The organism is Kitasatospora griseola (genome assembly GCF_044999035.1).
Taxonomy (GTDB): Bacteria; Actinomycetota; Actinomycetes; order Streptomycetales; family Streptomycetaceae; genus Kitasatospora; species Kitasatospora griseola.
Map to the genome: position 1 here is coordinate 7506359 of NZ_CP173360.1, position 15856 is coordinate 7522214.

A 15856-nucleotide genomic window follows, 5' to 3' on the forward strand; every position below is an offset into this window, starting at 1 on the left:
TGACTGGGCGGTAACAAGGAGTGAATGTGCACAGAAGCATGTCGGAACGCCGCAGACGGCCGCAGCCGCCGGGCGTCCGGGGGGTGAGTCTCGCCGTGGCGATGGCTGTCGCGGTCTCGTTGCTGGCCGGCACGGAGAGCGCGCTGGCCGCGCCGAAGCCGGACAAGTCCGGTGGGACGCAAGGCGCGAAGGGTGCGCAGTGGGCCACGTCGGCGGCCGATGTGCCGTCGGCGCGAGTCGCGGCGCGGCTGTCCGGGCAGCGGGTGGAGGCGCTGTCCGAGCGGACCGAGACGTCGACGACCTGGGTGAACAAGGACGGGTCGCTGACCACGGAGCTGTTCGCCGGGCCGGTGCGTTTCCAGCGCGACGGCCAGTGGACGGACGTGGATCTGACGCTGGAGCAGCAGGCGGACGGCTCGGTCGCGCCGAAGGCGCACCCGGGCGGGCTGAAGCTGGCCGCGCCGGGCGGTGCCCGGGCGAAGTCGCTGGCCGACTCGCAGGCGGGCAAGGGCGAGGACCGCACCCTGGTGACCCTCGGCGAGGGCGACCAGCAGGTCGAACTGCAGTGGAAGGGCGGCCTGCCCAAGCCTGAGCTGGACGGCACGAAGGCGACGTACAAGGACGCGATCAGCGACGGCGCCGCCGACCTGGTGGTGGAGGCCACCCGGACCGGCTTCGAACAGTTCACCGTCCTCAAGCAGCGCCCTGCGGCGGCCGGTTACTCGTACACGATGCCGATGAAGGCGAAGGGCCTGAAGGCGGAGGCGCAGGCGGACGGCAGTGTGCTGTTCACCGACCGGAAGACCGGCGAGAAGCGGGCCGTGCTGCCCGCGCCGGTGATGTGGGACGCCACTTCGATCGACGGCTCGCGCGAGCACCCGAACCGGGCGAAGGTCGACCTGAAGGTCGTTCAGCACGGAGAGAACATCGACCTGGTGTTCACGCCCGACGCGGCGTTCCTCGCCGATCCGAAGACCCAGTACCCGGTCACCGTCGACCCGTCGACGACCGCGCTGGGCAACGTCTTCGACACCCGGGTGCAGAAGGGCGAGACCGTCGACTGGTCGGCGGACACCGAGCTGTACTGGGGCAACCCGGGCACCAAGAACGCGGACGGCTCCTCGCGCGAGGCCCGTGCGTTCATCAACTGGAACACCGCTCCGATCGCGGACGCGCTGGTGATGAACGCGACGCTGAGCCTGTGGAACTTCCACGCCGGCAACAGCGACTGCGCCGGCTATGCCTGGGACATCTACGACACCGGCCTGGCGTCCACCGCCTCCCGCTGGACCTCGCAGCCGTCCTGGACGTCGAAGCTCGCCTCGTCGAACGAGACCGCCGGCCGTCCCGGCTGCCAGAACGACGGCTGGATCAACGCCGACGTCACCAACCTGGTGCAGACCTGGACTTCGGCGAAGAAGGCGACGTCCGGCATGGGCCTGCGCGCGCCGGACGAGACCAACACCAAGTACTGGAAGGAGGTCAACTCCTCCGAGGCCGGCTCGAACGTGCCGAAGCTGACGGTCACCTACAACTACCGTCCGCGTACCGGCACCGACCAGCAGGCCGGCTCGCCGTTCTACAAGGACGGCAATGGCACCTGGTGGGTCAACTCGACCACGCCGACGCTGCGCGACACCTTCGTCGACCCGAACAACGACAAGGTCGACGGCACGTTCCAGATCTTCGACAACGACACCAACGCGCAGGTCGGCAACGTCCTGGTCTCCCCGTACGTCGCCTCGGGCCAGCCCGCCTCGGTGACCGTCCCGGCGGGACTGCTGACCAACGGCAGGACGTACCGGTTCCGCACCTCGCCCTACGACGGCATGCACTACAACCTGGGCTGGTCGCCGTGGGCGTACTTCACCGTGGACACCTCCGCGCCGTCCGCGCCGAGCGCCGTCTCCTCGACGGACTACCCGTCCGGGCAGTGGGTCAAGGGCGCCGGCCAGGCCGGCGTGTTCACCCTGACCCCGCCGTCCGGTGACCAGAGCGCACTGGAGTGGACGCTCGACGGCACCAACTGGACGAAGGTGCCCACCGGCGGCTCCACGGCCCCCGTCAACCTGACGGTCACCCCGGACAGGGCCGGCACCCAGACCCTCCAGGTCCGCGCCGTGGACAAGGCCGAGAACAAGTCCGAGGCGGTGTCGTACGCCTTCCAGGTCGGCGCCGGCGGCGTGATCTCGCCCAACGACGGCACCCGCACCGCCGCCCGTCTCCCGCTGATCGCCGAGGCCGACGCCGCGAAGTACAACGCCGTCAGCTTCTCCTGGCGCCGCTCCGACGCCGACCCGTGGACCACTGTCCCGGCTGCCGATGTCACCAACGGCGGCAACCCCGTCACCTGGCCGGTCGCTCTGAACAGCGGCAAGAGTCCGTCGCTGACCTGGAACGCCACCTCCACCGTCAACCCCGACGGCACCGTGCAGCTGCGTGCCGACTTCACCGGCCCGAACAACGCCGCCGTCTCCTCCGAGGGCGTCAAGGCCGTCATCGACCGCAAGGCGACCGGCGCCGCGACCCAGCAGGTCGGCCCGGGCACGCTCAACCTGCTGACCGGTGACTTGACGGTCTCCGCCACCGACGCCTCGTTCTTCGGTCTGACGGTCGGCCGCACCAACTCCTCTCGCGACCCGAAGGCCGCGGCGGGCAAGGACGGCCAGGCCCCGATCTTCGGCCCGAACTGGACCTCCGGCGTGGCGTCCGAGGTCTCCCAGTCCGGATTCACGGAGATCCGCAAGACCTCGAACACCTCGCTGGACGTGGTCCTCGCCGAGGGCGACACCATCGGCTTCACCGCCAACACGGCCGGCAACGGCTGGGTCCCGGAGCCCGGCAGCGAGGCGCTGACCCTTCGCGGCTCCTTCGCCAACGGCGACTTCACCCTGTCCGACACCGACGGCACCGTCACCACCTTCGCCAAGGTCGACCCGGCCGCCGCCACCTGGACGGTCTCCTCCAGCCTGCTCGACGGCATGGCCAACACCACCACCACCGTCATCTCCGAGAAGACCGTGGCGGGCGGCAAGACCCTGGCCCGGCCGAAGTACCTGATCGCGCCGACCTCCGCCGCCACCGCCGCCGCCTGCGCGGCCGACCCGGCCGCCAAGGGCTGCCGTGTCCTGCAGTTCGTCTACGCCACCACCACGACCGCGACCGGCTTCAACACCGCCGGCGAGTTCGGCGACTTCGCCGGCCAGGTCAGCGCCATCAAGCTGTGGGCCACCGCCCCCGGCGCGGCGAACGCCACCGCCACCGACGTCGCCACCTACCGCTACGACCTCGGCGGCTCGCTCCGCCAGACCTGGGACCCCCGGATCGGCCAGCAGGCCCAGACCCAGTACTCGTACGTGGTCGGCGGCGCCTCCGACGGCGCCGTGTCCGCGGTGCTCCCGCCGGGCATGAACGGCGGCTACCACATGGCCTACGGCAACATCGCGGCCAACCCTGCGGCCGGCGACGGCATGCTCACCAAGGTGTGGACCAACACCCTCGCCCCGGGCACCAACACCGTCAACGGCACCGCCAACACCACTGTCGTCTACGGTGTGCCGACCAGCGGCAGCAAGGCGCCCGAGGACCTGTCGGTGACCGCCGGCGCGACCTGGGGCCAGACCGACCTGCCCACCGACGCCACCGCCGTCTTCCCCGCCGACCAGGTCCCCGCGTCCAACAGCGGCGCCGACCTGAAGGCGGGCGACTACACCCGGGCCACCGTCAACTACCTGAACGCCTCCGGCCGCCAGGTCAACACCGCCACTCCCGGGCACCGCATCACCACTACCGAGTACGACAAGTGGGGCAACAGCGTCCGCACGCTGACCGCCGCCAACCGCGAACTCGCCCTCGGAGCCACCGACGCCGCCAAGGCCCAGCTGGCCGACCTCGGCATCAACACCCTGCCCAGCGGTGAGCGCGCTCAACTGCTCTCCAGCACCAGCGTGTTCAGCGCCGACGGACAGCGCGAGACGGAGAGCTCCGGCCCGCTGCACCGCGTCACCCTGGCCGCCGACGTGGCATCCGGCGGCGCGACCGTCGCCAAGGCCGGCACCCAGACCGTCGCCCGCACCCGCACCGTGAAGACCTACGACGAGGGCCGGCCGACCGACGGCACCGCCAAGGTCAAGGACCAGGTCACCACCACCGTCACGGGCGGCGCGCTGCGCGCATGGCCCGAGGTGTTCGCCGAGACCCGCACCGACAAGAGCGCCTTCGACTGGGTGCTCGGCGTCGCCACCAAGCAGATCAAGGACGCCGGCGGGCTGAACCTCACCACCGTCACCGGCTACGACAACCAGGGCCGGGTCACTTCCCAGTCCCTGCCGAAGTCCAACGGCTCGGACGCGGGCGCCACCCGCACCACCTACTGGTCCGCCACCGGCACCGGCACCTGCGCCGGCCGACCCGAATGGGCCGACCTGCTCTGCCAGACCGGCCCCGCGGGCGACATCACCGGCGGCGGCTCCAACCCGGTCCAACTGCCCGTCAAGACCGTCCAGTACGGCCTGTTCGGCCAGAACACCCAGACCGACGAGACCGCGGGCGGCGTCACCCGCACCACCACCATCACCTCCGACGCGGCCGGCCGGCCGGTGACCACCACCGTCGGCGGAGGCCTCGGCACCGCCGTCCCGGCGGTCACCACCACCTACGACTCCGTCACCGGCAAGGTCACCAAGCAGGGCTCCGCCGAAGGCGGGACGACCACCAAGGCGTACGACGCGCTCGGCCGCCCGACCTCCTACACCGACGCCGACGGCGCAACCACCACCACCGAGTACGACGCCCTCGACCGGCCCACCAAGGTCACCGACAGCGCCCCCTCCACCACCACCTACACCTACGACACCGCCGTCGACCCGCGAGGACTGGCCACCTCGGTCACCGACTCGATCGCCGGCACCTTCACCGCCCGCTACGACGCCGACGGCAAGGCCGTCACCCAGGGCCTGCCCGGCGGCTACACCACCACCGACACCTACGACCCGACCGGAACCGCGGTCTCCCGCGTCCACACCCGGAACAGCGACGGCGTCGTACTGGTCTCCGACAGCATCACCGAGACCGTCCAGGGCCAGTGGGCCACGCACACCGGCACCCCCGGCGTCACCGCGGCCCAGACCTACACCTACGACAAGGCCGGCCGCCTGACGACCGTCCAGGACACCTCCCCCGACGCCGTCTGCACCACCCGCAGCTACGGCTTCGACAACAACACCAACCGCACCTCGCTCGCCACGGCCGTCGCCGCCCGCGGCGCCGACTGCACCACCAACGGAGCGGCCACCCAGACCAGCACCTACGACAGCGCCGACCGCCTGGTGAACCCCGGTCACACCTACGACGCGTTCGGCCGCACCACCGCGCTGCCCGGATCCACCGTCGCCTACTTCACCAGCGACCTGGTCCAGCAGCAGACCACCGGTGCCAACCGCGCCACCTGGACCCTCGACTCCGCCCAGCGCCTGCGTGCTTGGACCACCGAGACCAACAACGCCGGCGTCTGGACCGCCGTCCGGACCTCCACCAACCACTACGGCTCCGACAGCGACAACCCCCGCTGGACCGGCGACAACCTCGGCAACTTCACCCGCAACGTGGCCGGCCCGAACGGAGACCTCGGCGCGACGACCGCCAACGGCGGCATCGTCACCCTGCAACTCGCCAACCTGCACGGCGACACCACCCTGCAACTCCCCCTCGCCGGAGGCACCCCCACCGTCCTCGACTACGACGAGTACGGCGCCCCCCGCACCGGCCAGAGCACCGTCCGCTACGGCTGGCTCGGTGCCAAGCAGCGCGCCTCCGACACCCCCTCCGGCCTCACCCTGATGGGAGTGCGCCTCTACAACCCGCTCACCGGACGCTTCCTGTCCATCGACCCCGTCTACGGCGGCAACGCCAACGCGTACGACTACGTCCACGGCGACCCGCTGAACAGGTTCGACCTCGACGGCCGGATCAGCTGCGGCTGGTGCAAGAAGGCCGCCAAGGCAACCTGGAGCGGCGTCAAGACAGGCGCGAAGTGGACCTGGAACAACCGCAGCCAGATCGCCTCGGCAGTCGGCGTCGGAGTCTGCATCTACGCGACCGTGGGCGTGTGCGCCGCGGCCTCTGTCGCCGTATACGCCATCGGCGTCCAGCACAACGGCTTCACCAAGCGAGGACTGGCCGTCAACGCGCTCACCATCGGCTGGGGGGCAAAGGTCGGCCTGCTGACGCGCGGCGTCACCTTCGCCACCAGATGGGGCGGATACGCCTTCAACGCCCTGTACACCGTCCCGTCGATCGCCTGCACGATCCGATGGGGACGATGCCCGTGATCCAGTGATACGGTCTGCCGGCACCGCCCAAAGGACCTGCACCATGGATGCCAAGAAATACAAGAACCCCACCTACCGCTACCTCTGGCCGCTGTTCGCCGGATTCGGCATCGTCATAGCCCTCCTTGCCACCAATTCCGACGACACCGCCCAGGCAATCGCGCAGGCCGCAGCCGGGCTGGTCCTCGTCGCATTCAGCGTCCTGATGATCCGGACCGGACTCACCGCCACCCGCACCGGATTGATCGTCCGCAATGCGTTCTCCACCAAGGTGATCTCCTGGGAGCAGGTCGACAGCTTCGACGTCGACCTCTTCCTGGTCGTAAGGTTGACGAACGGAAAAGCCGTCCGCTGCAGCGCGGTCCAGCCGGCCAACGCATCCCACATCACCGGGCGGGGCTACGCGTATCGCGTCGCCACCGAACTGAACTCCGAACTCGCTGACCGCCGAGCTCGCCTCAACGACTGACTGGGCGTTTCGCCCATAGGTGGGCTGTTTGGTCCTGTTCTTCGGTCCACTCAGTTCCTGGTGTTCAGCGGCTTCTGGGGCGGCGGTGACAGGAGAGCCGCTGTTGCGCTTCCGTCCGCCGGAACTGCGCGGTTGCTCCTGTCTCATCCCAGAAAGCCGTGCTCGTTGGCTTCTGTCCCCCGAGTGCCGCAAGCCCTGGGAAGTGCGTCGATTCCGCAGTATGCCGTTGTCATGACGGATCGTCGACCATATCCGAGTGACCTGTCCGACGCCCGCTGGGCCCTGGTCGAGCCCACCCTCACCGCCTGGCGCCGGGCACGCACCGAGCGGGCCCTCGCGTTCGGCCGGCCGCCCGAGCACGAACTGCGCGACCTCCTGGACGCGATCCTGTACGTCGACCGCACCGGCATCCCCCTGGCGCTGCCTCCCGCACGACTACCCGCCCTGGGAAACGGCCTACGCCTACTTCGCCCGATGGCGGAAGGAGGGGGTGTTCGAGTATCTCAACGGTCTGCTGAGACGTCTGGTCCGCGTTGCCGAGGGCCGTGATCCGGAGCCGACGGCCTGCATCGTCGACTCCCAGAGCGTGAAGACCTCCACGAACGTCCCCATCACCACGCAGGGTGTCGACGCGGGCAAGGAGATCATGGGCAGGAAGCGGAACATCGTCACCGACACGATCGGCCTGCTGCTGATGGTCCTGGTCACCGCCGCGAGTGTGCAGGACAGCCCCGCCGGCAGGCAGCTGCTGACTGCCGTGGCCACCGAGCACCCCGCCATCCGCAAGGCCTGGACCGACATGGGCTACAAGAACGCCGTCGTCGAACACGGCGCTGCCCTCGGCATCGACGTCGAGATCGTCCGCCGCGACCCCACCACCAAAGGATTCGTCGTCCAGCCCCGCAGATGGATCGTCGAGCGCACCTTCGGCCGGCTCATGAACCACCGCCGTCTCGCCCGCGACTGCGGAGCCCTCCCAGCCCGCCCCGAAGCCATGATCCTCGGGGGCGTCGGTGCCGCGACCTGCGTACGGGCGCGAAGGCGCTCCCGCAGTGGCGGGGCGGCTCGGCAAGGTTCACAACATCGGGTGATCTTCTGCCGGGGATCGACCTCGCCTGCATCATGTGCCGACGACCTCGAAGCTAGCGTGTGCAGTTGAGCGGGCCGCGGTGTCGGCGACCAGTCCTGCGGGAGCGCGTCATGGCCGCTGATCAGGCCTTGGGTGTTCTACTCCGGAATCTCGTCGGCGCTTCCCCGCACAACCGAGTCGAGATGGGCGGTACGTGCCGGCGATGGACGGCGCCCGCTCTCGGGAGGGCGGGGCAGGGGTTCCCTGCCCTGTGTCCCGGACTCCCGCTCCCGCTCCCGCTCCCGCGCGAGCACATCGAGTGCCCGCCTGGCCGGTGAGTCCCGTCGGCTCGTACCGTCCCGCCACGAGAGGAAGACCGTGACCCTCCAGCAGACCCCTGTACCGATCCTGATCAACAACGTACGTGTCTTCGACGCCGTACGCTCCGGGCCGACCCCGCCGACGTCGGTGTTCATCCAAGGCCGAAGGATCGCCGCGATCGGTACGCGGAACCCGCCGGAGGGGACCGTCGTCATCGAGGGCGGCGAGCGGGTGCTCATCCCCGGCCTGACCGACGCGCACGTCCACCTCTTCGCGACCGGGACCTCCCTCGCGGGCCTGACCGCCGGCGCCACCGGCACGGGCTACTACACCGCGCTCGCCGCGGCCGAGCGGATGCTCATGCGCGGCTTCACCACTGTCCGGGACATGGCCGGCGACGTCGCCTCGCTGCGGCAGGTCCTGGACGCGGGAACGTTCCCCGGCCCGCGCATCTACCCCAGCCAGGCCGCGATCTCCCAGACCTCCGGCCATGGCGACTTCTCCGACGTCTACGAGGACGCGAACACCTTCTCCTGCGGCGTGCACGCCCGCGCCGAGCAGATCGGGTTCCTGCGCGTCGCCGACGGCCGCGACCAGGTGCTCGCGGCCGTACGCGAGCAGCTGAAGAAGGGTGCCTCCCAGATCAAGGTCATGGCGGGCGGCGGGGTCGCCTCCGCCTACGACCCGCTGGACGTGCTGCAGTACACGCCGGACGAACTCAAGGCCGCGGTCGAGGCCGCCACGGACTGGGGCACCTACGTGGCCGCGCACGTCTACAACGACGAAGGCGTCCGCCGCGCGATCGCCGCCGGGATCAAGTCGATCGAGCACGGCCACCTGGTCGCCGGCGCCGAGACCGTCAAGCTGATGGCCGACAGCGGGGTGTGGCTGAGCACCCAGCCCTTCCTCGAAAACGACCACGAGTACCCCAACCCGGAGAGCACCGAGAAGAACAAGCAGGTCTGCGAGGGCGTCGCGAACTCCTTCACGTGGGCGCGGGAGCAGGGCGCGAACATCGCCTTCGGCACCGACCTGATGCTCGAACCGGAGAAGGCCGGACTGCAGAACGAGATGCTCACCCGGCTGTCCACCCACTTCGACTTCACGCCCGTCGAGGCACTGAGGATCGCCACCTCCGGCAACGCCGAACTCTTCCGGCTCTCCGGCGAGCGCGACCCCTACAAGGCGGCTCCCCTCGGCCGGATCACCGAGGGCGCCTGGGCCGACGTCCTCCTCGTCGAAGGCGACCCCACCCAGGACCTCACCGTGCTCGGCAACCCGGACAAGAACCTCGCCGTGATCATCAAGGACGGCCGCATCTACAAGAACACCCTCGCCTGACCCCGCACAGCACCGCCGTCCACCAGGGCCGCGGATCACTCGAACCGCACCCCCTCCATATCCGGACCCGCCCCGGGCGACCGCCGCAGACGGGAGAGAGCAGTGCCCGCGCAGCTCCGCTCGCTGTGACCGTCCATCGTCCGGGCCCGGACCTGAGTGAGCGACAGACCGCGGCCGCCCTACCGAAGCAGCGTGCGCCGCCGGCAGGCCCATTCCCGTCCACCGGCGGCGTCTGCTGCAAGTACGGCGAGGACCAGGCCGAAGCTCACCATCACCGAACTGTGAGCACAGGCGCGTGTGCCGCCGCAGGGCCTACGGATCTGCGGCGGCACGAACAGCATCCAAGGGGACGTCAGCCACCCTCCGCGAAGCCGTTCTCCGCGGCGGACTTGTCCTGAAAGGAGCGGGGAGGGTCGCACTCCCCTGGAGGTCCTCCCAGGTCCCGGGCGGTTTCGCGCCAGGTGGACGATGACCTCGTTGGCGTTCTTGCCCTGCTGAGCGGCGCACTCGCGGAACGGCCTCTCCAGCGCCCTCCGAAATACCTTGTTCCAGGTCGGTGGCAGTGGGGCCGCGGGGACCTTGGTCGAGGTGGTGGCTCTGTCCAGTCGTCACGATTTCCATGTTGACCATATTGTCGTCCGCCTTGACCGGAGCGACGGTGGGGGCGGGCACGAGAGCGGCCGACGGGGCGCGTCGTCAGACGTTCTTCCTCAGGCCGACGTGCCTGGCTGGGACGACCGTTCGCCAACTCGACGGCCTGCTGCAGTGGGGCACCGACCTGTACAGCGCTGTCCTCTCGCGGCCCAGCCTGTGGGCGAAGAATGGCCCGCCGGGAGCCCGTTCGGCATTTGTCGGCAGGCACGGAGAACCTGACGACAGCGGCGCAGATGCCGATGGACGTGTCGGCGTATCGGTCGACGATCCGGAGGGACCGGGGTCGCTCGGACGGTTCAATGCGTCGGTCATGACGGGTCGAGTTCTTTCGTTCGGCTCTGCGGGCGGCCGGGCACCGTGCCGTGGGCAACCGTCAGCGGCCGGCAGTGAACCGGTAGACCGTGGTGGAGCGGTATTCCTCCCCCGGGCGCAGGACGGTGGAGGGGTATTCGGGATGGTTCGGGGAGTCGGGGAAGTGCTGGGTCTCCAGGGCGATGCCCGCGTGCGCGCGGTAGGGGCGGCCGGAGCGGCCGGTGATCGCGCCGTCGAAGAGGTTGCCGGTGTAGACCTGAAGGCCGGGTTCGGTGGTCCGGATTTCGAGGCGGCGGCCGCTGGCCGGGTCTGTGAGGACCGCGACGGTCCGCAGGCCGGTGCCGTCCAGGACCCAGTTGTGGTCGTAGCCGCCGCCGGCCAGGTCGAGCTGCGGGTGGCGGTCCGTCAGTCGGTCGGCGATCGCCCGGGTTTCGCGGAGGTCGAAGGGGGTGCCGACGACGGGTTCGACCGGGCTGCGCGGGATCAGGTCGTCGTCGACAGGGAGGTAGCCGGCGGCGTCGACCCGGAGCAGGTGGTCGAGGACGGTGCCGCTGCCCTCGCCCGCAAGGTTGAAGTAGGCGTGGTTGGTGAGGTTGACGACAGTGGGCGCGTCGGTGACGGCCCGGTAGTCGATGGTCAACTCGCCCGCAGCGTCGAGCAGGTAGGTGACCTGGGCAGTCAGCGCGCCGGGGAAGCCCTGGTCGCCGTCCGGGCTGTGCAGGCGCAGGCGGACGCCGACCCGCCGGTCCTGCCGGACGGGCGTGCCCTCCCACAGGCGGGTGGCATAGCCGTCGGGTCCGCCGTGCAGGGTGTGGCCGGTGTCCTGGGTGGCGAGGCGGTGCACGGCGCCGTCCAGCGGCAGGGTGCCGTGGGCGACGCGGTTGGCGTACCGTCCGACGGTGGCGCCGAAGTAGGCGGCGTCGCCGAGCAGTTCCGCGACCCGGTCGCCGCCGAGCACGACGTTGCTGCGGTGACCGTCGCGGTCGGGGGCGTGCAGGGCTTCCAACCGGGCGCCGAGGCTGAGCACCTCCGCCGTGACGCCGCCCGGGGCGCCGAATGTCCAACGGGTGATCCAGCGGCCGTCGGGGAGGGTCGCGACCTCGGCCTGAGTGATCCTCGGTCGGGCGGATGCTTCGGGCGGCACGGGCGGGCTCCGTTCGGCGTGCAGGCGGCAGGGGACGGGGGCAGGCAAGCGGGCAAGCAGACGAACTGGTGCGGAAACGGGTGACGACGCCCGCGGGCGGGCGGGCGTCGTCGGTCCTCGGTGACAATCCCTCAGGAACCCGGGTCAGAGGCCCTGGGCGAGGCGGTGGTACGCCTGGTTCCAGCGCAGTTCGCGGGTGAAGCGGCGCATGGTGGTGTCCTGTTCGATGAGGACGAGCTCGACCTTGAGCATTTCGGCGAGGTCGTCGAGGTGGTCGCTGTCGAGGGCGCTGGTGAGCACGGTGTGGTGGGGGCCGCCGGCGGTGAGCCACGCTTCGGTGGAGGTGCGCAGATCGGGGCGGGGGTGCCAGACGGCGCGGGCGACGGGGAGGTTGGGCAGCGGCTCGGTGGGCGTGACGACGTCGATCTCGTTGGCGACCAGGCGGAAGCGGTCGCCGAGGTCGGCCAGTCCGACGACGACGGCTGGGCCGGGCGCGGCGTCGAAGACCAGCCGGACGGGGTCCTCCCGGCCGCCGATGCCCAGCGGGTGGATCTCGCAGGAGGGGGTGGCGGAGGCGATGCTCGGGCAGACCTCCAGCATGTGCGCGCCGAGGATCAACTCCCTTCCGGGCTCCAGGTGGTAGGTGTAGTCCTCCATGAAGGAGGTGCCGCCGGGCAGGCCGGTGGCGGCGGTCTTGAGGGTGCGCAGCAGGACGGCGGTCTTCCAGTCGCCCTCGCCGCCGAAGCCGTAGCCGTCGGCCATCAGGCGCTGGACGGCGAGGCCGGGGAGCTGGCGCAGGCCGCCGAGGTCCTCGAAGTTGGTGGTGAAGGCGCCGAAGCCGCCGTCCTTCAGGAAGCCGCGCAGGCCGAGTTCGATCCGGGCGGCATAGCGCAGCGAGTCGTGGCGCTCGCCGCCGGGGCGCAGTTCGGGGGCGAGGCGGTAGAGCTCCTCGTACTCGCGGACGAGCTTGTCCACGTCGGCGTCCGCGGTGGCATCGACGGCGGCGACCAGGTCGTTGACGGCGTAGGTGTTGACGGAGACGCCGAAGCGCAGTTGGGCCTCGACCTTGTCGCCCTCGGTGACGGCGACGTCGCGCATGTTGTCGCCGAAGCGGGCGAGCTTGAGCGAGCCGAGGTCGGCGCGGCCGGCGGCGGCCCGCGACCAGGTGGCGATGCGGCCGGCGACGGCGGGATCGCCGACGTGGCCGGCGACGGTCTTGCGGGCGACGCCGAGGCGGGACTGGAGGTAGCCGAACTCGCGGTCGCCGTGGGCGGCCTGGTTCAGGTTCATGAAGTCCATGTCGATGGTCGACCACGGCAGGTCGCGGTTGGCCTGGGTGTGCAGGTGCAGCAGCGGCTTGCGCAACGCGTCCAGGCCGGCGATCCACATCTTGGCGGGCGAGAAGGTGTGCATCCAGGCGATCAGGCCGACGCAGGCGTCGTCGGCGTTGGCCTCCAGGCACACGCGGCGGATCGCGTCGGCGTCGGTGAGGACGGGCTTCCAGATCGGGCGCACGGGCAGGCCGGTGCGGGCGAGCTGGTTGATGACCTGCTGGGACTGCTCGGCGACCTGCTGCAACGCCTCGGGCCCGTAGAGGCCCTGGCTCCCGGTGAGGAACCAGATCTCGCGTCCGGTGAAAACCTCGGTCACTGGTGGTACTCCTTCACTGGGCCGCAGGGCGCTGGCCGTAGACGTTCTGGTAGCGGAAGTTGAGGCGGTCGATGTCGTCCTGCGCGATGGGCAGCGGCTCGCCGAGCTGGCGCGAGACGTGCACGGTGCGCGCGACGTCCTCGCACATGACGGCGGCCTTGACGGCGGCCTCGGCGTCCTTGCCGATGGTGAACACGCCGTGGCTCTTCATCAGCACGGCGGGCGAGCGGTGCCCGGCCAGGGTCTCGACGATGCCGCGGCCGATCGAGTCGTCGCCGATCAGCGCGAACGGGCCGATCGGGATCTCGGCGCCGAACTCGTCGGCCATCGCGGTCAGCACGCACGGCACCGGCTCGCCGCGCGCGGCCCAGGCGCTGGCGTAGGTGGAGTGGGTGTGCACCACGCCGCCCACGTCGGGGCGGTGGCGGTAGACGTAGGCGTGCGCGGCGGTGTCGGAGGACGGGACGTGCCCGCCCTCGACGACGTTGCCGTCCAGGTCGCACAGGATCATGTTCTGCGGCGTCAGCTCGTCGTAGGAGACGCCGCTGGGCTTGATGACCAGCAGGTCCTCGCCGGGGACGCGGGCGGAGACGTTGCCCGCCGTCCACACGACCAGGCCGTAGCGGACCAGTTCCTGGTGCAGGTCGGCGACTTGGCGGCGCAGCAGGTCGATGGTGTCGCTCATGGGGTGTCAGTCCTCGGTGTCGTGGCTGAGGGCGGTGTTGCGGATGGCGCGCAGGCGGTGCAGCAGCAGGTCGGGGCCGGTGCCGAAGTGCTCGTGCAGCAGGCGGTACTCGGCGTACAGGGCGTCGTAGGCGTCCGCGCGGGCCGGATCGGGCAGGTAGGCGTGGCGCTGGACGCGGCCCATCGCGGCGGCGGCGGTGCGGACGTCGGGGTGGGCACCGGCGGCGACGGCGGCGTGGACGGCCGAGCCGAGGGCCGGGCCCTGTTCGGAGGCCGCCAGCGAGACCGGGCGGCGCAGCACGTCGGCGTGGATCTGCATGAGCAGGGCGTTCTTCTTCAGGCCGCCGGTGACGACGAACTCGGTGACGGGGACGCCACCGTTCTCCAGGGCTTCGACGATGGTGCGGGCGCCGTAGGCGGTGGCCTCCAGCAGGGCGCGGTAGACGTCCTCGGGGGTGGTGGCGAGGGTGAGTCCGGCGATGACGCCGGAGAGGTGGTGGTCGACCAGGGTGGAGCGGTTGCCGTTCATCCAGTCGAGCGCCACCAGGCCGTGGGCGCCGACGCGTTGGGCGGCGGCCTTGCGGGTGAGCAGTTGGTGCGCGTCCTCGCCGTTGGCCTCGGCCTCGGCGAGGTGGTCGGCGGGCAGGCCCTGGCGCAGCCACCAGGCGAAGATGTCGCCGACCGCGCTCTGTCCGGCCTCGTAGCCCCAGGCGCCCTCGGCGATGCCGCCGTCGACGACCCCGCAGATGCCGGGGACGTCCGCCAGGGCGGGGCCGTTGACGACGTGGCAGGTGGAGGTGCCCATGATCGCCAGCAGCCTGCCGTTCTCGACGGCCTGCGCGGCGGGGGCCGCCACGTGCGCGTCCACGTTCCCTGCGGCGACCGCGATGCCCTCCGGCAGGCCCGTCCACGCGGCGGCCTCGGCGGTCAGCGAACCGACCCGGGTGCCCAGCGGCGCGAGCGGGTGCTCCAGCCGGGTGCGGGCGAAGTCCGCGAAATCGGGATGCAGGGCGGCCAGGTACTCCTCGGACGGGTAACCGCCGTCCTGGAAGATCCCCTTGTACCCGGCGGTGCAGGTGTTGCGGGACTCCGTGCCGGTCAGCTGCCAGACGATCCAGTCGGCGGCCTCGATCCAGCGCTCGCACGCCGCGTAGACCTCGGCGTCCTCCTCCAGCACCTGCAGGGCCTTCGCGAACTGCCACTCCGCGGAGATCTTCCCGCCGTAGCGGTGGATCCACTTCTCGCTCCGGGCGTGTGCCAGGGCGTTGATCCGGTCCGCCTGGCCCTGGGCGGCGTGGTGCTTCCACAGCTTGGGCCAGGCGTGCGGTCTCCGCGCCCACTCGGGCAGTTCGGCGAGCGGGGTGCCGTCGGCGAGGGTGGGCAGCACGGTGCAGGCGGTGAAGTCGGTGGCGATGCCGATCACGGCGGCCGGGTCGACGCCGGCGGCCGCCAGCGCGGCGGGGACGGCGGTGCGCAGCACCTCGCGCCAGTCCTCGGGGTGCTGGAGCGCCCAGTCAGGGGGCAGGCGGCGGCCGGTGCCGGGCAGGCGGTCCGCGATGACGGCGTGCGGGTAGGCGTGCACGGCGGTGCCGAGCTCTTCGCCGTCGCTGGTGCGGACCACGACCGCGCGCCCCGACAGGGTGCCGAAGTCCACGCCGACGACGTAGCTCTCCGACGCGTTCGCCTGGTCGTGGTGGGAAGTCACGCTCACTGTCTCTTCCTTGGCATCGGGTGGGGGCGTGGACGGTGGGGGTCGGCGGCCGCCGGCGGTTCCGCGTCCTTGCGGGCCGGCGGCCGACCGGTGCTCCCGGCCCGCGCCGTTGACGGGCGCGGACCGGGAACCGCGCGGGCCGTCCGACGAAGCGGGGTGCCGTACGGCCCGG

7 protein-coding genes and 1 pseudogene are annotated in these 15856 nt (G+C 70.9%); 4 read left to right on the plus strand and 4 right to left on the minus strand.

The window, feature by feature from the left end:
* Positions 1 to 101 precede the first annotated feature (101 nt).
* The 4 genes and pseudogenes from ACI1MP_RS33910 (at position 102) to ACI1MP_RS33925 (ending at position 9529) form a co-directional block, all read left to right on the plus strand.
* Complete coding sequence (locus tag ACI1MP_RS33910; protein ID WP_404870869.1) at positions 102 to 6329, plus strand: DNRLRE domain-containing protein; 6228 nt, start codon at positions 102 to 104, stop codon at positions 6327 to 6329.
* A 43-nt stretch (positions 6330 to 6372) separates the two neighbouring features.
* A complete protein-coding gene (locus tag ACI1MP_RS33915; protein ID WP_380342033.1) occupies positions 6373 to 6798 on the plus strand; it encodes a PH domain-containing protein in 426 nt (141 codons plus the stop codon).
* A 231-nt stretch (positions 6799 to 7029) separates the two neighbouring features.
* Positions 7030 to 7798 (plus strand): annotated as a pseudogene (locus ACI1MP_RS33920) (IS5 family transposase); the annotation flags it as partial.
* A 447-nt stretch (positions 7799 to 8245) separates the two neighbouring features.
* Positions 8246 to 9529, plus strand: a complete 1284-nt coding sequence (locus ACI1MP_RS33925) for an amidohydrolase family protein (protein WP_404870356.1) — start codon at positions 8246 to 8248, stop codon at positions 9527 to 9529.
* 1027 nt (positions 9530 to 10556) lie between these two features.
* Here the strand turns inward: ACI1MP_RS33925 and ACI1MP_RS33930 are convergent.
* The 4 genes from ACI1MP_RS33930 to ACI1MP_RS33945 all read right to left on the minus strand — a co-directional run bounded on the left by ACI1MP_RS33930 (position 10557) and on the right by ACI1MP_RS33945 (position 15678).
* Entirely contained in the window at positions 10557 to 11639 is a 1083-nt protein-coding gene (locus ACI1MP_RS33930) for an aldose epimerase family protein (protein ID WP_404870357.1), read from the minus strand.
* Positions 11640 to 11783: 144 nt separating this feature from the next.
* The gene (araA, locus tag ACI1MP_RS33935) at positions 11784 to 13289 is read right to left on the minus strand and encodes an L-arabinose isomerase (protein ID WP_404870358.1); all 1506 of its coding nucleotides are present in this window, start codon (positions 13287 to 13289) and stop codon (positions 11784 to 11786) included.
* 13 nt (positions 13290 to 13302) lie between these two features.
* Positions 13303 to 13974, minus strand: coding sequence for an L-ribulose-5-phosphate 4-epimerase (locus ACI1MP_RS33940; RefSeq protein ID WP_404870359.1), 672 nt, complete (start codon positions 13972 to 13974; stop codon positions 13303 to 13305).
* A gap of 6 nt (positions 13975 to 13980) precedes the next feature.
* The gene (locus ACI1MP_RS33945; protein ID WP_404870870.1) at positions 13981 to 15678 is read right to left on the minus strand and encodes a ribulokinase; all 1698 of its coding nucleotides are present in this window, start codon (positions 15676 to 15678) and stop codon (positions 13981 to 13983) included.
* Positions 15679 to 15856: the final 178 nt, after the last annotated feature.

What these genes read in the sequence shown, in the direction of transcription:
- ACI1MP_RS33910 (WP_404870869.1), top strand. Translation starts at nt 102, where the DNA reads ATGGCTGTCGCGGTCTCGTTGCTGGCCGGCACGGAGAGCGCGCTGGCC.
- ACI1MP_RS33915 (WP_380342033.1), top strand. Translation starts at nt 6,373, where the DNA reads ATGGATGCCAAGAAATACAAGAACCCCACCTACCGCTACCTCTGGCCG.
- ACI1MP_RS33940 (WP_404870359.1), bottom strand. Translation starts at nt 13,974, where the DNA reads ATGAGCGACACCATCGACCTGCTGCGCCGCCAAGTCGCCGACCTGCAC.